Below are 20,206 nucleotides of genomic sequence, written 5' to 3'. Positions count from 1 at the left end.
ACCCGAGCATGCCGATGTCCCTTCCGCCGGAGCAGTCCCCCGAGCAGCACCTCAGGCGCAGCCTGTCCAATCGCCACCTGCAGCTGATCGCCATCGGCGGCGCCATCGGTACCGGCCTGTTCATGGGCTCGGGCAAGACGATCAGTCTTGCCGGGCCGTCCATCCTCTTCGTCTACCTGATCATCGGCGTGATGCTGTTCTTCGTCATGCGGGCGATGGGCGAGCTGCTGCTGTCCAACCTCGAGTACAAGTCGTTCATCGATTTTTCGACCGACCTGCTCGGGCCATGGGCCGGATTTTATTGCGGATGGACGTACTGGTTCTGCTGGATCATTACCGCCGTCGCGGATGTGATCGCGATCTCCTCGTATGCCCAGTTCTGGTTCCCGGGACTGGCACCGTGGATACCGGCGGTACTGTGCGTGGCGCTCCTGCTGGTGCTGAATCTGACGACGGTCAAACTGTTCGGCGAGATGGAATTCTGGTTCGCGCTGATCAAGATCATCGCCATCTGCGCACTGATCGTCACCGGCTTCGGCATGGTGGCCTGGGCGTTCAGGTCGCCCGATGGCCACGTCGCCTCCCTGTCCAATCTGTGGAGTGACGGTGGCTTCTTCCCGATGGGCATCGGTGGCTTCTTTGCCGGGTTCCAGATCGCGGTGTTCGCCTTCGTCGGTATCGAACTGGTCGGCACGACAGCCGCCGAGACGGCCGACCCGGAGCGCAACCTGCCCAAGGCGATCAACTCGATCCCCGTGCGCATCATCCTGTTCTACGTGCTCGCCCTCGTGGTGATCATGTCGGTGACGCCGTGGCGCCAGGTGGTGCCGGGCAAGAGCCCGTTCGTCGAACTGTTCCTGCTGGCCGGCATCCCTGCCGCGGCCAGCCTGATCAACTTCGTGGTGCTGACCTCGGCCACCTCGTCCGCCAACAGCGGCATCTTCTCGACCAGCCGCATGTTGTTCGGTCTGGCCGAAGAGAACCACGCTCCGTCGGCCTTCGCAACGTTGTCCAGGGCCGCGGTGCCTTCGCGCGGCCTGCTCTTCTCGTGCATCTGCCTGCTGGGCGGCGCGATGCTGGTTGCCGTGGTGCCCAACCTCGTGACCGCATTTACGCTGGTGACGACCCTGGCGGCGATTCTCTTCATGTTCGTGTGGTCGCTGATTCTGGCGGCGTATATCGCGTACCGGCGCAAGCGCCCGGAGCTCCACGCGGTGTCGTCCTACAAGATGCCGGGCGGCGTGTTCATGTGCTGGGTGTGTCTGGCGTTTTTCGCCTTCGTGCTGGTGTTGCTGGCCCTGGAAAGCGATACGCGTCAGGCGCTGATCGCGAGCCCGGTGTGGTTTGCGATTCTGGCGATCGGCTATGCCTTGCGCCGCCGCAAGGCGTGAAACGCTGACAGGCTCAGCTCCCACCGGTGAGCTGGCGGGTGCAAGCCACACCGGAACGTCCCTTAGCTCATGTCGGTTGCGATCGAAATCCGCCAGTAAAGGAAAGCCGCCAGGCGCCGATACACCAAATATGTGACATGCGTCACACTTGGTGGCGCCACTCAAAATTGCACTTACGGGTGCGTGAGACGGCGATCACAGGGATGCCCTGCCCGTCGTCGAGGCAGGGCTTCGGGGGACGCGCGCGCGCGGTCGCTAATCAGCAGGGGTTCGTGCCACATGGTTATCCGTTTTCGCCCGGCGGCACGCACGTCGGTATACGGTGCGCGCGTGCCGCGCCGTCGTACCCTGACGCTCTGCATTCTTGCCGCCTGCGCTGTGACGCCGGCCATCGCCTTTGCCGGCCAGGATAACGGTGGCTCCCGCCAGAACTACGCCGGTGCCGGCGGATCGGGATCCGGCTCACCGGGCGGCGGTGGTGTCGGCGGAGCCGGCGGCTATTACCAGCTCAACTTCTTCAGTTACGGCTCGAACGGCAACGGCAGCGCGGGCAACGCGGGCTGGGCGGGCAGCGGCCCTGGCGGCGCCGGTGGCGCCGGGGGGAACGCCTCGATCACCACGTCGGGCCCAAGTACCTTCGCCGCGGCGACGTTCACTGGCGGCAACGGTGCCAACTCGACCAATGGCGCGGCGGGCGGTGGAGGCGGCGGCGTCTCGGTCTATTTCACGACGGCGGGCAACACGGTTCCCGTGGGCACGACGCTTCGGGGCGGCAGCGGCGGCAATGGTGGCGATGACGTCGGCGGTGGTGCGGGCGGCGGCGGTGGCGGCGGCTCCGGAGCGTCGCTGGCGAACGGCGCGACGCTCACGAATGCCGGCCTGATCGTCGGAGGTAACGGTGGCGCCAGCGGCGCAGCGACCGACCCCACCCGGCAAGGCGCCGGCGGCGGTGGCGGAGGTGCGGGCGTGTGGCTGGCACCTGGCACCACCTTTACCAATCAGGGGACGGTCACCGGGGGTAACGGTGGTGTGGCACGTGACACCGGTGGTGCGGGCGGCGGCGGTGCAGGCATCGTCTCCGACAACGGCGGCGCCTCCCTCGTCAACGCCGGCACCGTCATCGGCGGGCTGAGCGGCACGGGCGCACGGGCTCATGCCTTCGACCTCTACGGCGGCAACAACCTCCTCACGCTTTCGACCGGCACGTCGCTGACGGGGGACGTTTATGCCTATGGCGCATCCAACGAGTTACGCCTGGGTGGCAACGGCTCGACAGCCAGTAACGTCTCCGGCTTCGACGTCGTTTCCGCGACCGCCAACGCGAGCTGGGCGCTCAACGGTGCGTTTCTGCGGAGTGGCAGCACGCGTTTCGAGATCGCCAGCGGCGCGACGGCAACACTGGCCGGTGCCGTCACCGGCGGCGGCGACGTCATCAAGAACGGCGCGGGCACGCTGACCCTCTCTGGCAGCAATACGTATACCGGCACCACCACGCTCAATGCAGGCGTGCTGGCGCTGACACAGTCCAATAACGCGCGTGCGCCGTACATCGTCAACGGCGGCACGCTGCAACTGGGAAGCGGCACGTACAACATCGGCAACCTGTCCGGTACCGGCGGTTCGATCGTGGGACCGGGCGTGTTCAACGTTCAGGAGTCCACTGCCGCCACGTACGCGGGCGATGTCGGCGTGGCCTCCTTCCAAAAGGCCGGCGCCGCGACGCTGACGCTCACGGGTAACGTGACCTCGGCCCAACTCGCCATCGGCGCCGGCACGCTGCAGCTCACCAACAACGCGAACACGCGCGTCGTCGGGGGGAACATCGCCAATCAGGGCACGCTGGCGATCCTCGGCACGGCGGCGACGACGATCAGCGGCAACCTGTCCGGCACCGGTAACCTGACCATCGGCGGCACGGGCCTTGTCGCGCTCGGTGGCAACAACAGCTACACCGGCGGCACGACGGTCGCCAACGGATCGTCCGTACGCGCCACCAGCAACGCGGCCTTCGGCAGCGGCACGCTGGCGCTGGCAGGTAACAACGCGCTGACCCTCACCACCAACGGCATGTCCATCGCCAACGCCATCACGCTCGGCGGCGCCACCAGTCTCGGCGTTCCCACGGGTCAGTCCGCCACGCTGTCGGGCGCTATCACCGGCGCAGGCGGCATCGTCAAGAGTGGTGACAGCACGCTGACGCTCAGCGGCAACACTTCCTATACGGGCGGCACGTCGCTCTCCGGCGGCGTCCTGGCCCTGACCCAGTCAAACAGCGCACGAGCGGCATACAACATCACCGGCGGCACACTGCAGCTGAGCGGCGCGACGTACAACCTCGGCAACCTGACGGGTACGGGTGGCAGCATCACGGGGACGGGACTGCTCAGCGTGCAGCAATCCTCCGATGCGACGTACGCCGGCAATGTCGCCATCGGCACGCTCTCGAAAACCGGCAGCGCGTGGCTCACGCTGAGCGGCGCGCTGAACGCCGATCACATCGTGATCGATGCCGGCGCGCTTCAGCTGTTCGCCACGAGCGGCACACGCAGCATCGCCGCCGATGTCGTCAACCGGGGCGTTTTCAGCGTGGTCGGTTCGGCTGACCAGACTCTGGCTGGCAATCTGTCGGGCAACGGCAGTCTCGCCTTCGGCGGCAGTGGCCTGCTCACCATCGCGGGAAACAACAGCTACAGCGGCTCGACCTTCATCGATACGGGTAGCCGCGTACGTGCCACCAGCAGCACCGCCTTCGGTTCGGGCCTGGTGGCGGGCGCCCAGTTCGCCCTCGACTTCGGCGCCGACGACCTCTCCGTCGCCAATGACTTCAGCCTTGGCAGCGGCGTGACGTTCAACGTCGACGCCGGCCGCAGTGGAACACTCACGGGCACGATCTCCGATATCTCCGGGCTGACCAAAACGGGCACCGGCAAGCTCATCATCGACGGGCACACGACCAACACCGTTACGACCACCGTGGCGCAGGGCACGCTGACCGTCGGCTCCGTCGCCGGGTCGGCCGCGTACCTGCAAGGCGATGCACTCGTGCAGAGCGGCGGCACGCTGGCCGGTCATGGACGCGTGGATGGCGATGTGACCATCGCGTCCGGCGGCGGCATCAGCCCCGGCAACAGCGTGGGCACGCTCACCGTCGGTGGCGATCTGACGATGCAGTCCGGTAGCAGCCTGAGCTATGAACTCGGTTCGCCTGGCGCGGATTTTCTCCACACGGGCATCGGCGATCGCATAAGCGTCGGGGGTGACGCATCCTTCGACGATGTGACGCTCCATCTCGTCACGTCGTCCGGCTTCGGCGCCGGTGTCTACCGGCTGTTCGACGTAGGTGGCGTGGCCACCTTTACCAACGGGGGCATTCAGCTGGGCTCGACGCCGGCCGGGGCCCGCCTGACCCTGCGCTATCTTGCCGCCGATCACGCTATCGACCTGCTCAGCACGCAGGGCACCACCCTCTCCTTCTGGAATGCGGACGGTCGCGCCTCCGCCACGACGATGGGTGGTGGAGACGGCACGTGGTCGCTCACCTCGGTGAACTTCACCGACGCGACCGGCAGCGTCACCGCGCCCATGTCGCCGCAGCCCGGCTTCGCCGTCTTCGGCGGAACGGCGGGCACCGTGACACTGGACGCGAGCGCCGGCGACATCGCGGTGACGGGAATGCAGGTAATGAGCGACGGCTATCGTCTGACCGGCGCGCCGCTCGTCCTGGCGGGTGACGCCAGCGGCCCGGCCAATGTGCGGGTGGGCGACGGTTCGGCGGCAAGCGCAAACGTCACCGCGACCATCGACAGCGTCGTCCAGGGCACGCACGGACTCACGAAGACCGACGCCGGCACGCTGGTGCTCACGGCTGACAACGCGTGGAGCGGCGGCGTTGCCGTCAACGGCGGCCGGTTGTCCATCGCACGCGATGCCAGCCTCGGCGATGCATCGAATGCGGTGACGCTGGACGGTGGCGTGGTGCGCAACACCGGAGCTTTCACCAGCGATCGCCACGTATCCGTGGGAAGCGGCGGAGGCGGCATCGAGACTGCGAGCGATTTAGAGCTCACACAGGGCATCACCGGCAGCGGTGTGTTGCACAAACTCGGTGCGGGCACCTTGCTTCTCACGGGAACCAACAGCTATAGCGGCGGCACGTCGGTTGACGCCGGCACACTGATCGTCGGCGACGGTGCTCAGGCGGGCTCGCTCATCGGCTCGGTGGTCGACAACGCGACGCTGGTCTTCGACCGTGCCGACGATGTCACCTTCGATGGCGCGCTGTCGGGCACGGGTCGATTGATCAAGCGCGGTATGGGTACTTTCGCCATCGGCGATGGCTCGGCATTCACAGGCGCAACGCAGGTCGATGCCGGAACGCTCGACCTGCGCGGTACGCTTGGCGGGAGCGTGACGCTTGGGATCGACGCGGCACTGACGGGTCAAGGCGCCATCGGTGCACTCGTCGCTTCGAACGGCAGCAGCCTCAGCGTCGCTGGCGATGGCACGACCGGCAGCTTACGCATTACGGGGAACGTCACGCTGGCGGCAGCCTCGCGCTATATCGTGACGGCGACACCTGCCGGTGCAAGCGACCTGATCGCCGCCAGCGGAACCGCCACCCTGCAAGGCGGGCTCGTCGATGCGCGCTTCAGCGGCACGACGGTGAAGCCGTCGACGCGCTATACCATCCTGACCGCAGCGGGCGGCGTGACTGGCACCTTCGACAGCGTGACCGTCGACAAGCCCTTCCTCACGCCACGACTGGCTTACGGTGCGCAAGCCGTCTATCTCGAACTGGATCGCAACGATATCGCTTTCGCGACGCTCGCGACGAATCGGAACGCACGATCGACCGCCACGGCGATTCAGTCGCAGGGCATCGGCGGCGCATTGTTCGATACGCTGGCGGTCCTCGGCCATGCCGACGTGATGCCTGCGCTCGACAGTCTTACCGGCGCCGTCTACGCCTCGTCGCGCAGCGCGCGCGCGGACGACGCGCGCCAGGTGCGCGACACCGTGCAGCGACACCTCGACACCTCGAATGACGACGCGCTTCCCGGCAGCGGCGCATGGACGGCTACCTGGGGACACTGGGGTAACGCGGGCGGCAGCAGCGCGATCGGGTTCGAACGCGCGCGATCGAACGGCGGCGGCCTGCTGGCCGGTCTCGACCGTGACCTTGATGGCGTACGCGTCGGCGCGCTTGGCGGTGCCGGCGACCTGAGCACGCGCAGTGGCAACGACAGCGTCAACGCGAAGAGCCGCGTCGCGGGCCTTTATGCCGCCGCCACCGTCGATGCGTGGCAGCTCAGTGCAGGCGCGACGTATGCATGGCAGCGTATGGATGCGCATCGTGGACTCGACGTTCCGGGCCTCGCCACGCATCACGCCTCGGCGCGCTACGACGGCAACCTTGCGCAGGGATGGCTCGATGCCGGTTATCGCATCGCCGTGTCGGCCGCTTCGCTCACACCGTTTGCGAATGTCGCGCGTATCCGCACGCAGCAGGATGGGTTCACCGAGCAACAGGCCGATGCGGCGCTTGTGATACGTGGCACGCGTGAAAACGCCACGGTCGTCACCGCCGGCCTGCGTAGCAGCATGTCGATCGGGGATGGTATCGACGCGCACGCAAAGCTCGGTTACCAGCGCGCCTATGGCGATCTCACGCCGATCGATCGTCAGCGGTTCCTCGATGGCGGCGACACGTTCATCATCCAGGGCGCCCCGCTCGCGAGAAACGCCGGTATCGCCGACCTCGGCCTGACCTTCGCCATCGGTCGTCATACGACGGTGGGCGCGAGCTACCAGGGTCGCTTCGGCGGTGGAGGGAAGGATCAGGGCGCGAGGCTGGACGTCGCGGTGCGCTGGTAAGCGCTCAGTGCGGATCCGGCGCGGGCACTGGCACCATCGACGACAGCAGGAACGCGCCGCGCTTGACCTCGATGTAGGCGGAGGCGACCGGCTCGAGCTGGCCGGCCTTCAGCCGCCACGCGGAGACGATCCAGTCGTCGTTGACGCGCCAGCCGACGTGACCGTGGTCGATATAGCCGAGCAGCGTTTCTCCACGGAAGGTCAGCGGAAACAACTTGCCTTCGGCGCTGTAATCCGCCATCGAACCGTCCGTGAAACCGGTGCCGAAGTCCGGCAGGCTCGGCCGCGTCTGGCTCTTGTTTGCTGCCATCCCGTCGTCAGCGGTCGCCGACGCGTACGCCGCGGCATAAGCCGCCTTGTCGGCGCCCTGGGGCAGCCGCGCCAGCGTGTCGGCAAGCGGACTGCGGTCGAAGCGGCTGGCGACGGTCATCGCTGTCGCCGCAAAGTCGTCACACGGTGACTGCTTCGGTGCGCAGGCGCTGCCCTTGATCGAAAGCGTGTGGTCGAAGCGCGCGACCAGCAGCGCGTCCTTGCCGAAGGCCTTTCCTTCCCAACGGGCGGCCTGCACCCTCAGCTCATCGGCCCCGCCATAGCCCACGACCACCGCCGCGTAATCGCCGGCAATCTTCACAAGCTCGTGCGACGACATGCAGTCGGCACTCCAGGCGTCCGGGGCCTCGACGGCGATAGCCTTTTTGCCTTCAATGCGGAACGGCGTCTCCGACCAGCAGTGCGCCGTCCCCTGCAACGAATACACGGAACTCACGGGCGATCCCGCGAGAACGCGGTACTGCGCGTCGCCGCTTTCTTCAGTGAGCGCGTTCGCGACGGTCTTATCCGCCTCGTAGGGAAAGTCGGACGGCTTGCTCATGTCGCTGCTCTTCGCGACCACCAGCGGCACGCCCTTGGCCGCCAGCCCGTGAAGCACGTCGTATTGGCTCCCCGAGAGCTTCGGCAGCGCGGCGGCGATCACCTCCAGTGGTTTAGGAACGGGTGCGTCCAGACCCTTCAGGAAGTCGATACGGTCGCGATACCGGGCCACGTCACCGGACAACGTCTTGCCTGGCTCGTCGCGTATCTGGCTGCTGATTGCTTCATCGCGACTGGCCAGCCAGTGACGCTGATCGAGCTTGAGCGCGTCGGCTTTACCGGGGTGGCCGGCCAGGGCGACCTTGAACGCGTCGCCGAGCTCACCATCCAGCGCCGACACCTTGGGGGATGCGCAAATCGCCTTCTCGATGGGAGTGGATGCCTTCGCGCAGTCGAAGCCTGCGGCGTAGCTGAGCGCGGGCGCGAGTACCGCGGCGCCGATGAAGATCGATCTCATGGCATGTCGCAAAACGATGTCCTTGCTTCGTCGAGTACGCAGATACTACTTACGAGTGAAAACGATTACCTACTTAGGCAATGCGATGTAGGCGTTCGCCTACAGGAATCCACAGGATAACGCGCTATATTCCACAGCATCCAGCGACGTACCAAGGGGGCGCGACGCTCGATCAGGGGGAATACCATGGCAGTCCTGCACGGCGCCCATGGGCGCGACTTTCGGTTGGTCATCGCGGGTGGCTGGCGATGAGGTTCACCAAGCCTGTGCGTTTTCGGCACGACGACGCACTCACCCGTGTATCGCGGAGTGAGTTCGAGCGACTCGTCGCCACCTACTATCGGGAACGAGGCTACATCGTCGAGCATGCCGGCCCGGGTCTCGCAGGTCGCAGTGACGACGTCGGCGTCGGCAGCAACCTCACGCTGACGCGTGGCGACGAAATCACCGTCGTTCAGTGCAAGCACTGGGTCGCACAGCAGGTGCCGCACCATGACGTGCACCAGCTGATGGGCGTCATGCATGCGGCCGGCGCCACCCGCGCCATCGTGGTCACCTCGGGTGAATTCACCCGCCCCGCCATCGAGGCGGCGTCGCGGTTTTCGCATGTCGCGCTGATCGACGGAGTGGGCATACGCGCCATGCTCGGCAAGGTCTCCGAGCCGCCGCTTCCCGTACTGTCCGCCAATGACACCGCGCCCTGGGCCGACGTGGACGACCGGACACCAGGTCGCGCGCCGGTCTTCGCCGCCGTGGGTGCCGTGATCGTGATGGCTTTGATGCTGTGCGTGATGTACGGCGTGTACATCCACGAGATCCAGCGGGCACAGATGCAGGCCATGCAGCAGTCGGCAAGCCAGCCTCACGCCGGAACGGCGGAGCGCGTGGCACAGACTCCCGCCCCGGTCGTACCCGACGTTCCGTAAGTCGGAACGGCCCGGGCGCACGCCGAAACGTGGCCCGGGCCTTCGATCAGAACACCCAGTTGAGTGCCAGGCGAGCCGACTGGTCCTTCGCCTCGCTGGCGAACTGGCCATTCCACGAGGCATCGATGGTGACGGTCGGCGTCGCGAGGAAACGGACACCGAAGACGCCCACGCCCGCGTTCTTCCCGACCGGCGTGCCCATCACTTGGAACGCGTTGCCGCCTTCGAGGAAGCGCTGCTTGCTGCTCGTGTCGGTGTCGCCGGCCGCGTGCTGCCAGCCCACGCTGCCGAAGATGCCGAAGCGGCCGTCTTCGCCGAAGTCCTTACGCCCGCGTACGCCGAGGGTGCCGTAGGTCAGGTCGCTCTTGCTGCCCATCACGTGCAGGGCGGCGTCCGAACCGCGCTCGTCGGACGAGTTGGTGCGAAGCTGCTGCTGGGCGATGTTGAGGAACGGTGCCAGCGCACCGCTGTCCCAACGGAACTCGTACGAACCTTCGACGAAACCCTGCAGCGAGTGCGCCTTGGTGGTGCCGCTCAGGCGACCGGCCAGCGAATCCACGTCGACCGTGCGATGCGTGTCGATGTCGTAACGCGAGTAGATGCCACCGGCCTGAAGCATCACGTCGCCGAAGTCCGCGCCGCCATAGATCGCCGCCGTCAGCGTATTGCCGCTCGCGGAATCGTCGCGCGCATCCGCGGAGACACGACCGCTGCCGAGCGCCACACCGATACGCGAGCGATCCGCGATGCCCTTGTCCGCACCGACGAAGACGCCGCTACCGCTGGCATCCAGCTTCGACGCGTTGCCGTCTTCTTCATGGTGGCCGCGATGGCCCCATGCCGACGCCCACGTCGCGAACGAGTCTTCCGTTTCATCGGCGAACTGGGTCAGCAGGTGCTGGTTGATCGCTTCGCGCTTGTAACGGTCGTCGTCCGCGATGGCACCCTGCAGGTTGGCGTGAATTTCACCCGACAGTTGGTCGTACGCACGACGTGCCGAAGCGGCGTCGAGCTTCACCACCGTGTCGAACACCGGCTGGTCTTCGCCGATCGATTCGATCGCCGCTGCCGTCGCCTTCTGGTTGCGGGTAGCACCGATGTCGGCAAACAGGATGTCGTTACGGATCAGCGTGAGGTTTACCGCGTTGGCGGTGTACGCCAGCTGCGGCGTCAGGAACGCGAGATTGCTCGACACATTGCTGAACGTGCCACTGACGCCGTTGGCGGCGGTCAGGATCGTGTACGTCGCGGTCGGGCTCCACTTGCCTGCGGCACTCGCAAGGCTGACGACGGAGCCCCCTTGCAGCGTCGCCTTGCCGCCGACGCTGACCGTGTCGCTATGGCCGGTATTGTCGAGGTCCAGCGAGTACTGCGTGCCGGCGGCGACGGTGAGGTCGCCCGCGGTGGCGAGCTTGCCGATGCCCGCACCGCCTGGCGACAGGATCGATCCGCTCTGCAAGGTGACGTTGCCCGCGGTGCCGTTACCGGTGAACGTCGTGCCGCTGGCGAAGGTGAGCGAGCCGCCGAGCGAGCCGTCGACCTGGAGGCTGCCCGAGCTCACCGTGGTCGAGCCAGCGAATGCCGAGCTGTCGCCGGTGAGCTGCAGATTGGCTGCGCCGAGCTTGCTGACGGTACCCGCGCCGCTGAGCACACCGCCGAAGCTCGTGTTGTCGGCGCGCTGGAAAACCAGCGCACCGTTGTTCACGACATTACCCGCCAGACTGCCGCTGGTCGCGCCGTTGCCGATCTGCAGCGTACCGGCGTCGATATTGACGGCGCCCAGCGAGAACGCGTTCGCAAGCAACAGCGTGCCCGTGCCGGTCTTGTGCACGATGTCGAGCGAGGTGTCGCTACCCGCCGCGGACGACACCGCGCCGGTCAGCGTGGCGGTGCCCGCGCCGGTGTCGAGCGTGGTCTCGCCGCCGACGACGACCGAATTGGCCAGCGTCGTGCCGGGCGCGTATAGCGCGACGCGACTACCGCCATTAAGCACCAGCGTACCGGTGCCGATGGCGCCGTTCGCGGCGAGCTGCAGCGTGCCGTTGACCACGGTGTCGCCGGTATAGCTGTTGGCATGATCGAGCAGCAGCGTGCCCGGGCCCTGCACGGTGAGCGTACCCGCGCCAGTGATGCCGCCGTGCCAGTTGAAGACGTTGCCCGCATCGGCGACCGCCAGCGTGCCGCCCGTGCCGGAGGCGAGAGTCAGCGCCCGGTCGGTCGTGGTGAAGGACGTGCCGGTAATACCCAGCGTGCCGCCCTGAAGCGTCACACCATTGGCGGCATCGCCCAGGTTGTTATCGGCAGAGACGGCAAGCGTGCCACCCGAAACCACAGTGTTACCCGTATACGTATTGGCCGCGGTCAGCACGAGCGTACCCGCGTCAGCCTTCTCCAGGCCCTGGTTGCCCGTCAGCACGCTGGACACCGTCGCTGTGTACGGCGCACTGCTGGCCGTACCGTCGCCGACGCGGATGATCGGCGTCGTGCCATCGGTGGTCAGCAGCTGTACCGAGTCACCGGTCAGCGTGTAGCCGTCGGTGAGGAACTGCATGCCCGTCGCCTGGAGCTGGCCTGGCGTACCGTCGACCGTGACCGTGCCCGCGGCGCCACCGAAGATGGCAAAGCCCGGCTGCGGCGACATCTGACCGTTCGGCTGCGTGCCAGTGGCGTCGGTCCAGTTCGGCGCGGTGGTCGACCAGACGCCGGTGCCGCCGCCCATCTGCGTAGCGGAGGCGAGGCCGTTGGCGTTCCAGAAGCTCAGGTTCGAGGTCGAGTTATCGATCAGGTTCACCTGGCCGAAGCTGGTCAGATACTGCAGCGTCAGCGGGTGGCCCGCCGGCGTCGTGCCGAGCACCAGACCGCCGTTGCTCGTGCTGAGCGTGCCACCGGTGCTGAAAAGATTGTAGACGCCGTTGGTCATGCCGCCGGCATCGACGACGTTGAGCGTGGCACCGTTGAGAGCGAGGTTGCCCGACACGACCACCTGGTCGCCCGAGCCCAGCCCACCAAACTCAGCCTGCAACGTGCTGCCCTGCTCGAGGGTGAGATTGCCGTCGACCGTCAGCGTTCCTACGGAATTGCCCGGCGACAACGTACCGCCCGAGAGGACGTCGACGTTCGTCGCGATGGTGCCGTGGCCACCGAGCGTGCCACTGCCATTGACCGTGACGCCGGCACCCGCGCCGGTCGGGCCGCCAAGCACCGCCGTGCTGTTCCCCGCGCTGCCGACGATCAGGCTGCCGGCGCTGACCGTGGTGTTCCCCGTGAAGCCGCTGCCGTCGCCGTCGAACAACAGCTTGCCCGCGCCGTTCTTCACCAGCGCACCCGCGCCGCTGAGATCGCCCGTAAAGCTGACGTTATTGGAACGGTTGAACGACAGCGTGCCGTTGTCCACCACGTTGCCGGTAAGCGCACCGGTAGTCCCGCCACCACCGACGGCGAGTTCCGTCCCGGACTGGAGCGTGATGTTGCCGGTCGACGTGAGCGTACCGGTCAGCACCGAGCGGCCGGCCGACGACAACGCGAGGGACTGCACGTTGACCGTGCCGGTGATGTTGAGTGGTGTGGCGCCCGCAAGCGTCGCGTTCTGCGCCGTGAGGTTACCCAGCGTGGCGATGGCGTTATTGGTGCTCGCAAGGACGAAGTCGCCGGTCGTGCTGCCCGTCAGGGTCCCGACCACTACGCCGCCCGCGGTCTGCGTGACACTGTCACCGGTGAGCGTCAGCGTGCCCGTCGCCTGCAGATCGTTCTGCAGCGTGATGGCGGTGCCGGTCAGCGTGACATTGCCCGTGGCGCTGACCGGACCCACGGATAACGCGCTGTTCGAAGCAATGGCGATATTGCGGCCCGTCGCGGTCAGCAGTCCGGCAAAGCGGTTGCCCGCGTTGGTCATCGTGATGTCATGACCGAGCGCGGTGAAGACACTGCTGCCACCGAGCGTGACCACGCCGCTGGCGGTGATCGTGCCACCGGCGGTGACGCTGAGGGCGTCGGTGCCGGCGGTCACGCCGTTGAAGCCGATGTTCGAGGCGCTGGAAAACAGCGTGGCGCCGTCCAGCGTCACGCCACCGAGGTAGGTCTGCGCGCCGGTCGTCTGCACGGTGCCCGCGGTATGGGTACCGCCGGTGTGGCTCAGCGCCAGCGAGCCGGTAAGGTTGACGTTGTCCAGCGTCAGGCTGCCCACGCCCGTGCTACGGACGTTGCCCGTGCCGGTAAGGTCGCCACCGAGGTCGATCGAGCCGCCGTTGGTCGCGTTGAAGACGACGTCGGCCGTGCCGCCGTCGAGCGTGACGCCATTCAGTGATACGGCGGCATCCGCGACGATCGAGGCGCTCGCGTTACTGGCAAGCTCGATGGCGCCTTGAATCACGGTACCCGCGTGCAGCCCCAGCACATTGCCGGCGCCGTTGAAGAGCACCGCCGATGCATGGCCGCCGGTGAACGCGCCACCCGCGAGGGTGCCGTAGTTCTCGATGTCGGCGCTGTCCTGGGTCACGATCGCGTTGCCCGCCGCGCCGTTGCCGGTCGCCGCACCACCGGCGATCGTGCCATTGTTGGTGACGTGCAATCCCGAGGCCAGCGCACGGATACCGGCGCCGGACGCGCCGCTGCCGCCCGACGCCGAATTGCCCCCACCGGCGGCGCCGCCCACGCCGCCTGTGATCGTGGCTCCATTGGCATTGGTGACCTTACCCGCCGTACCCGTGATGAGTACGCCGTCGCCACCACCGCCACCACCGCCACCGACCGAGACGCCGGTGGTGCTGCCCGCGCCACCCGCGCCGCCGGCACCGCCCGTGATCGACTGCCCTGCTGACAGATTGAGAACGAAGCCGCTGGCGACGCCCGACACCAGACCGGCCCCACCGCCACCGCCCCCGGCCCCACCGGCAATCAGATCCTGCCCGCCACCATGGCCGCCCGCGCCGCCCGTGATGGTGGTAGCGGAAACGTTGTAGCTCGTCGCCGTGGTATAGACACCCGCGCCGCCACCGCCACCGCCACCCGGGGCATGGCCCGTGCTGCCATCCCCGCCGCGTCCGCCGACGATCACCGTGCCGGGCGCGCCTACGGCACCACCCGCGCCACCCACGCCTGTCGCCCCTTCGGGGTCGTCGATGCCTGACGCGCCCGAGCCACCCACGCCGTTGTTCGCGGATGCGCCGTCGATCACGCTCGCGTCGAAGGACGAATCGACATGCGTCGCCTGCCCGCCCGTCCCGTTACCCGCGCCGCCCGCGCCCGAGAGGACCGTTCCGGCCGCCGCGGAGTTGCCGGAGCCGCCAGGCGCCGCGTTCTGCGCGAAGACCACGGCAGACGATAAGCAAAGGCCGGCTGCCAGCAACGCGCTGAACAGACGCGTCATCCGCGGCGGCGCGGCATTCGTGCCGTCCGCTGCGGCGCCCTCGCTCGACGAGAGTTCCGAAGCGACCTGGACAACGCGCAGGGCTCTGTTCCATACGAGACGGTAAGTGCGATTCATTCGATGTTCCCCTGGAGATATCGTGGCTGGCCTGGGCAGCACAACCGATGATTGTCGATCTTTGGAAACAGACACATGCGTCCGCCATCCATGCGGTGGCCTCCCTGATGTGCCTGTCAGAAACTGTGACGTAGTTCGCGAAGTGCTTTCACACGGGCACGCGCCAGCGGTCCACGTGCGTCGCAAAGAGATGCGCCTCGCACGGAGAAACGTCGCGATTCATGGATATGAGCTTTGGCGCGTGTGGAGCTTGCAGCCTGCGCCGCGCAATGGCGGCGGGGATCCCTGACCTTCAACAACTGACTGCTCCGTCCGGTGGCGCAAATGAGGTAGCCCATGGTTTTGGGCGGAAGAGAGGCTACCGGGAAGCGGTGCGGAATGTAAATAAGGAGTTGACGTCGTCGATGTCGGAGAACCCGCATGCCGGGGCCGCGTCCGCGCAGCGGCATAGGACTAGTCTGAAAATGCGTGAAGACAGCCCCAAACGGTTTCTTGCCAACGCACAATGGGCGGTCGTCAGCTGACGATATCCCCACGCAAGACCATGAGAGGAACTCATATGAAGATCGCTGGAGCTTTTGCCGTCGCAGCCCTGACCGTCGCCGCCATGGCCGGATGCAGCGCACTCGACCACAAAACGGGCACCCAGATCAGCCAGGAGACCCTGAACTCCTTCACCAAAGGCAAGACCCGCCGAGAAGACGTCATCGCCGCCATCGGCCAGCCGCCAAAGAAGTCCGAGGTGATGGGCAAGGAAGTCTGGAACTATACGTTCACACGTATCGCCGCCATGCCGTTCCAGCCTAACGAGCACGAAGACGCTGTCTTCGAATTCGACAAGAAGGGCATTCTTCTCAATGCCTACAAGACGAGCGGAAGCGCGGGACAAAGCGGTAACGCTCTGCTGGATGCCGCGGGCATGTAAGTCGTTCGCTGTCCGGTGAGCCGCGGTTCGCCGGGCAGCGATCAAAGCCGGTCAAAGCTTCCTGCGGCGATCACTCGTGCCCGCGCGAAATCCTTGCACGATGAATCCCATTGATTTCCGCCACCGCACGATTGCCTTCGTGTACGTGCATCAGAAGGATCTCACTGCTCTTCGTAAAGCGGTGACCGATCCGCACCCGATAGGACCTGGCGGCCCAGCTGAAAAAGCCCGTATGAAACGAGGCTTCGTCCAGGTCACGCCACTTCACTCCACTGACGCCGCGGTTCCAGGGAAGGATGCCGCTGCGTACCCAGATGCCGTCGTCGTTGACGAAGAGGCGTACCTCTCTTGCCTCCATGACCGAGTACACGAACCAGGCCAACGCCAGCACCGCAAGGATCGACCGATACAGCACGGGGAGGAACCAGGCGATGACGAGCGCGGCAGCGAGGGTCACGACGGGACGAACATAGGCTACCCAGGACAGGCGGAACGCGGTGGCCGGGACACCGGTGTCGAAGCGTTCGATGTTGTCCATAACGAGGGTCCTGAGTGCGGGCAGGGAAAAACTTTAGCAGCAGGGCCTGCGCCGATCACTACGGATGTCAGGTATCGAAGCGCTCGCGCAGGCGGGCTATCGCTTCGATATTTGCCTTGGCGATATCGTGGAATCCCTCACTGATTTCCGCATGCTGACTAACACGCGTCCAATAGATCACAGCCCAGCGTGCAGCGCACAGCCAGTACGTCATATCCCCCGGACTCGGCACAGCGGGCTGGAAGACGCGGGGTGGTATGGCGCCATTTGAAGCAGGCCGATATAGCATAGGCAACATGTCGTAACTCGGTGTCACCGCCATTGGCAGCGTGTCATCGAGGAAGAACGAGAGGTTACCGAAGTGCATGTCGGTGTTGCCGATCAGCCGGCCGAACCACCAGCGCTGACGAACCTGCGCCAGCGATGCGTCGTCGATCCACCCAGCTTCATGCATGCGCCTGGCAGCAGTGGCCCAGTCGTCGCGGTTGCCGTCGTGCGCATCGCTCCACGCCGCCAGACTGACGCAGCCTCGCCGCCCGTAGGCGCCTATGCGATCGAAGCGGGTCGCTTCAAGGCAAAGGCGGCCTTGCGACCAGATCAATTCGGTAGGCGCACTGGCGTTGCCTTGCTCGGCCAGGAGCTGGCCAGCCAGGTGCTCGCAGATCAGGAGATCAGCCCAGCGCTGTGCCGTAGCACCGGCTTCCACCGGCTCGGTGAACTTGACAATGACGTGGCGGGTGGCACCTTCCGCGTCGATCACCGTGGCTGTGAACTTGGGCTGCTCGCCTGCCGCCGATGATCCGACGGCTTCACCGGCGATGGCTACATTAGCCATGTCACCGTAACGAGACCATCGAGTCTCCTCGGCAACGACGTCGAACTCACTTTGCAATGCACGCTCGAGCGCAGCCTCGCCCAGAATGAAATTTCCCGGACCATCCTCGCCGTGACGGAGTAACGCCGTAAGTACCGCGTCGTTGTCCCAGAGCAGCACATCGGCGGGCAGTCCCAATTCGCGCGACCAGCGCTGCGCGAACTGGCGGCCAAGAAATCCTTGTGGCCGCTGGTCGTCGAGGAACCAGGGCACACCGGGAAACAGCCCATCGACGAACTCGTCGCGCAACCACACCGGAGTGGCCCCTGTCAGAAGACATCCGCCGCCGTGCAGCGCCGCAAGTAGGCCAAACTCGTGAGGTCGACCTTGCGCATCGACTCGGAAAAGCGGCCACTCGTAACCGAGACCCCGGACATCGCGCCGTGCTGCATAACGCGTACGCCTGGCTCGACCAAAACGCGTCACCTCCGCCCCACTGGTGTCGAGCAACCGGGAAATCGTCGGCTGGCTGACGCCGAGTGCCTCGCCCAGATCTCTCGCGCTAAGTGGCCCGCGCCGACGAAGCACGTTGATCAAGGTCTCGGTCATGGGCGCAGGCTTTGCCATCGCTGAATAGATACTTGAATAGATACTTTTTGTCAAAATCTCTATAAATCAATTAACTATAGACTTCATGCGTCCATATGTTGAATAGATTCTCAGAGGCTTGATGGCTGAACCTGGGCGAGTATCGTCGTCGGCCTTTCCCCCACAAGCCATTCGACAAACCGGTTGACCGAGCCACCTTCGTCAGACTCCCGCCCGACGATCGCGACATACCCCGTCCGCACCACCCGGATATCCGCCAGCGGCGTCATCAGCCGTCCGTTGGCGACATCCATCTCCAGCATCGGCAAGGGCCCGATGCCGATACCCAGACCATCCTCGATGGCCTGGCGGGTCACAAAGAAATGATCGAAGCGCTGGCGCGGAAGTCCTGCGAGGTGATGTACACCGGCGGCCTCGAGCCAGTCACGCCAGTCGCCCGGTCGTGTCTCCGTGGCGAACAGCGTGTGGCCCTGGATATCGGACGGTTTCAGCACGGGTTGGCGGGCAAACAAGGTGGGGCTCATGATCAGCGTATCGACGTCATCCAGCACGGGGACGACACGATGCTGAGGCAACAGGCGATCGCGCCCAGGCCCACGCCGAATCGTCACATCGACGCCGCCGCGCAGTTCCTCGAAGAGCGTCGATACCGTGGTGACAACGACTTCAGTGTCCGGATGCCCGGCGTGAAAGCGACCGAGCCGGGGGATCAGCCAGCGCATCGCGAAACTGGTCGGCGCGCTGACGCGCACGATGCGCCGTGCGCCTGGCTGTCCGCACGCCTCGGCCGCCACCACCAGGCGATCGAACGACAGGCCGATCTCGGCGGCGAACAGCCTCGCGGCCGGCGTCGCCACCATGCGGCGACCGTCCTTGACGAAGAGCTTCTGGCCCAGCCACGTTTCCAGCACCGCGATCTGACGGCTGACGGCACCGTGAGTCACGCCGAGTTCCGCCGCCGCGTCGGCGTAACTGTCCGTCTGGGCGGCGACTTCGAAGACCCTCAGAGAATGGAGAGGTGGCAGGTTGCGCATGGCTATCCGTGATTTATGCTCACGCATAAGGTGAGTCATGGTTGTCTTGTTGATTATTTCTCGCTTATCTAGCATAGCCGCATGGCAGCCTCGACCGACCTCCCCGTCACCTTCGACGGCGAACGCACACCCCAAGCGCCCCGTTCGCGCAACCTGCTGGCCGCGTGCTTTACCCACGCACTGCATGACGGCTATACCGACGGCCTCTATGCCTTTCTTCCCGTGTGGCAGGCGCAGTTCGGTCTGTCCTATGCGGCGCTGGCCCTGGTGCGCGCGCTCTATTACGGCACCATGGGTGGCCTGCAGATTCCCGCCGATCGCGCCCTGCGTGGCGTATCGGCCCGGTCCGCACTGATACTTGCGACCGTCACCGCGGCCATGGGATTTCTGATCATGGCGCTGCCGCTCGGCTTCGCGGGACTCTGCGTCGGCCTCGTCGTGGCGGGCGTGGGTTCGAGCATCCAGCATCCACGCGGTTCGATGCTCGTCACCGACAGCTACGGCGACGCATCGCGACGACCGCTGGGGATGTACAACTTTTCCGGCGACCTCGGTAAGGCCATCGTGCCGGCGCTTGTCGCGGTGACGTTGCCCGTGCTCGCCTGGCGCCCCGTGCTGGGATTGATGGCGCTGCTTGGCATCGTTGTCGCGCTGGGACTGAGGTCCTGGGCGCCGAAGACTCCCGTGATCGCACGCGCCAGGGCAAAGACGCAACGTGGTCACGGCCGTGGCGGCTTCGGCATCCTGACGACCATCGGCGCGCTGGATACGGCGACCCGCATGGGCTATCTGCTGTTCCTTCCGTTTCTGATTCATGCCAAGGGCGGCAACTCCCCGACCGTGGGCGTCGCGCTGGCCCTGCTCTTTATCGGTGGCGCGCTGGGCAAGGCGACATGCGGATGGCTGGGTGAGCGACTGGGTGTGGTCGGGAGCGTCATCGTGACCGAGGTCGCCACGGCCGCACTGATGGCCGCGACGCTGCTCACACCGCTGATACCTACGCTCATCGTGCTGCCCTTGCTCGGTGTCGTGCTCAATGGCACATCATCGGTGCTTTACGGGACCGTGCCGGAGCTCTCCGACGGTGACACCGGTCGCGCGTTCGCGGTGTTCTACACGAGCGTTGTCGTTTCGGGCGGCGCCGCGCCCATCCTGTACGGCGCCATCGCCGATCACAGCAATCAGACGATCGGCATCCTCGCCTCGGCCGCGACCGCCGCCCTGATTGCGCCGCTGGTGATGTTGCTGAAACCTCATCTGCGCGCCACCGCTTCCACGACATAAGG

10 protein-coding genes are annotated in these 20,206 nt (G+C 65.9%); 5 read left to right on the top strand and 5 right to left on the bottom strand.

Going from position 1 to position 20,206, the window contains the following annotated elements; translation table 11 throughout:
- The first annotated feature begins 14 nt into the window (after positions 1–14).
- Together cycA and FA87_RS02720 are read left to right on the top strand one after the other, a co-directional pair.
- The gene (cycA, locus tag FA87_RS02725; RefSeq protein WP_043692212.1) at positions 15–1,391 is read left to right on the top strand and encodes a D-serine/D-alanine/glycine transporter; all 1,377 of its coding nucleotides are present in this window, start codon (positions 15–17) and stop codon (positions 1,389–1,391) included.
- A gap of 279 nt (positions 1,392–1,670) precedes the next feature.
- A complete protein-coding gene (locus FA87_RS02720; protein ID WP_043692209.1) occupies positions 1,671–7,265 on the top strand; it encodes an autotransporter-associated beta strand repeat-containing protein in 5,595 nt (1,864 codons plus the stop codon).
- Between the two features lie 4 nt (positions 7,266–7,269).
- Here FA87_RS02720 and FA87_RS19660 read toward each other — a convergent pair whose 3' ends face one another.
- The gene (locus tag FA87_RS19660) at positions 7,270–8,592 is read right to left on the bottom strand and encodes a lysozyme inhibitor LprI family protein (protein ID WP_052191107.1); all 1,323 of its coding nucleotides are present in this window, start codon (positions 8,590–8,592) and stop codon (positions 7,270–7,272) included.
- Positions 8,593–8,840: 248 nt separating this feature from the next.
- Here FA87_RS19660 and FA87_RS19655 point away from each other — a divergent pair, with 248 nt between their 5' ends.
- The gene (locus FA87_RS19655; protein ID WP_052191106.1) at positions 8,841–9,518 is read left to right on the top strand and encodes a restriction endonuclease; all 678 of its coding nucleotides are present in this window, start codon (positions 8,841–8,843) and stop codon (positions 9,516–9,518) included.
- A gap of 46 nt (positions 9,519–9,564) precedes the next feature.
- Here FA87_RS19655 and FA87_RS02705 read toward each other — a convergent pair whose 3' ends face one another.
- Positions 9,565–15,000 carry an autotransporter-associated beta strand repeat-containing protein gene (locus FA87_RS02705; RefSeq protein ID WP_043692207.1) on the bottom strand — a complete coding sequence of 1,812 codons (5,436 nt, stop codon included), beginning with the start codon at positions 14,998–15,000 and terminating at the stop codon, positions 9,565–9,567.
- A 559-nt stretch (positions 15,001–15,559) separates the two neighbouring features.
- On the opposite strand from FA87_RS02705, the gene bamE reads away from it, so the two are divergent.
- A complete protein-coding gene (gene bamE / locus FA87_RS02700) occupies positions 15,560–15,925 on the top strand; it encodes an outer membrane protein assembly factor BamE (RefSeq protein WP_036116065.1) in 366 nt (121 codons plus the stop codon).
- Positions 15,926–15,995: 70 nt separating this feature from the next.
- Here the strand turns inward: bamE and FA87_RS02695 are convergent, their stop codons facing one another.
- The 3 genes from FA87_RS02695 to FA87_RS02685 all read right to left on the bottom strand — a co-directional run bounded on the left by FA87_RS02695 (position 15,996) and on the right by FA87_RS02685 (position 18,920).
- Positions 15,996–16,463: a hypothetical protein gene (locus FA87_RS02695; RefSeq protein WP_043692204.1), complete on the bottom strand. Its 468-nt coding sequence runs from the start codon at positions 16,461–16,463 to the stop codon at positions 15,996–15,998.
- Positions 16,464–16,530: 67 nt separating this feature from the next.
- Positions 16,531–17,886 carry a type II toxin-antitoxin system HipA family toxin YjjJ gene (gene yjjJ, locus FA87_RS02690; RefSeq protein ID WP_239708953.1) on the bottom strand — a complete coding sequence of 452 codons (1,356 nt, stop codon included), beginning with the start codon at positions 17,884–17,886 and terminating at the stop codon, positions 16,531–16,533.
- A gap of 110 nt (positions 17,887–17,996) precedes the next feature.
- Entirely contained in the window at positions 17,997–18,920 is a 924-nt protein-coding gene (locus FA87_RS02685; protein ID WP_052191105.1) for a LysR substrate-binding domain-containing protein, read from the bottom strand.
- A gap of 81 nt (positions 18,921–19,001) precedes the next feature.
- On the opposite strand from FA87_RS02685, the gene FA87_RS02680 reads away from it, so the two are divergent.
- The gene (locus tag FA87_RS02680) at positions 19,002–20,204 is read left to right on the top strand and encodes an MFS transporter (protein ID WP_052191104.1); all 1,203 of its coding nucleotides are present in this window, start codon (positions 19,002–19,004) and stop codon (positions 20,202–20,204) included.
- The last annotated feature ends 2 nt before the right edge of the window (positions 20,205–20,206 follow it).

Source organism: Luteibacter sp. 9133 (assembly GCF_000800155.1).
In the GTDB taxonomy this organism is placed as follows: domain Bacteria; phylum Pseudomonadota; class Gammaproteobacteria; order Xanthomonadales; family Rhodanobacteraceae; genus Luteibacter; species Luteibacter mycovicinus.
Note: the sequence above shows the minus strand (reverse complement) of the source record. Positions and strands in the feature narration are given on the sequence as shown.

Bases quoted from the DNA above. Each gene is read 5' to 3' on its own strand.
- FA87_RS19655 (WP_052191106.1), top strand. From the start codon at position 8,841: ATGAGGTTCACCAAGCCTGTGCGTTTTCGGCACGACGACGCACTCACC.
- yjjJ (WP_239708953.1), bottom strand. From the start codon at position 17,886: ATGACCGAGACCTTGATCAACGTGCTTCGTCGGCGCGGGCCACTTAGC.
- FA87_RS02685 (WP_052191105.1), bottom strand. From the start codon at position 18,920: ATGCGCAACCTGCCACCTCTCCATTCTCTGAGGGTCTTCGAAGTCGCC.
- cycA (WP_043692212.1), top strand. From the start codon at position 15: ATGTCCCTTCCGCCGGAGCAGTCCCCCGAGCAGCACCTCAGGCGCAGC.
- FA87_RS02705 (WP_043692207.1), bottom strand. From the start codon at position 15,000: ATGAATCGCACTTACCGTCTCGTATGGAACAGAGCCCTGCGCGTTGTC.
- FA87_RS19660 (WP_052191107.1), bottom strand. From the start codon at position 8,592: ATGAGATCGATCTTCATCGGCGCCGCGGTACTCGCGCCCGCGCTCAGC.
- bamE (WP_036116065.1), top strand. From the start codon at position 15,560: ATGAAGATCGCTGGAGCTTTTGCCGTCGCAGCCCTGACCGTCGCCGCC.
- FA87_RS02695 (WP_043692204.1), bottom strand. From the start codon at position 16,463: ATGGACAACATCGAACGCTTCGACACCGGTGTCCCGGCCACCGCGTTC.
- FA87_RS02680 (WP_052191104.1), top strand. From the start codon at position 19,002: ATGGCAGCCTCGACCGACCTCCCCGTCACCTTCGACGGCGAACGCACA.
- FA87_RS02720 (WP_043692209.1), top strand. From the start codon at position 1,671: ATGGTTATCCGTTTTCGCCCGGCGGCACGCACGTCGGTATACGGTGCG.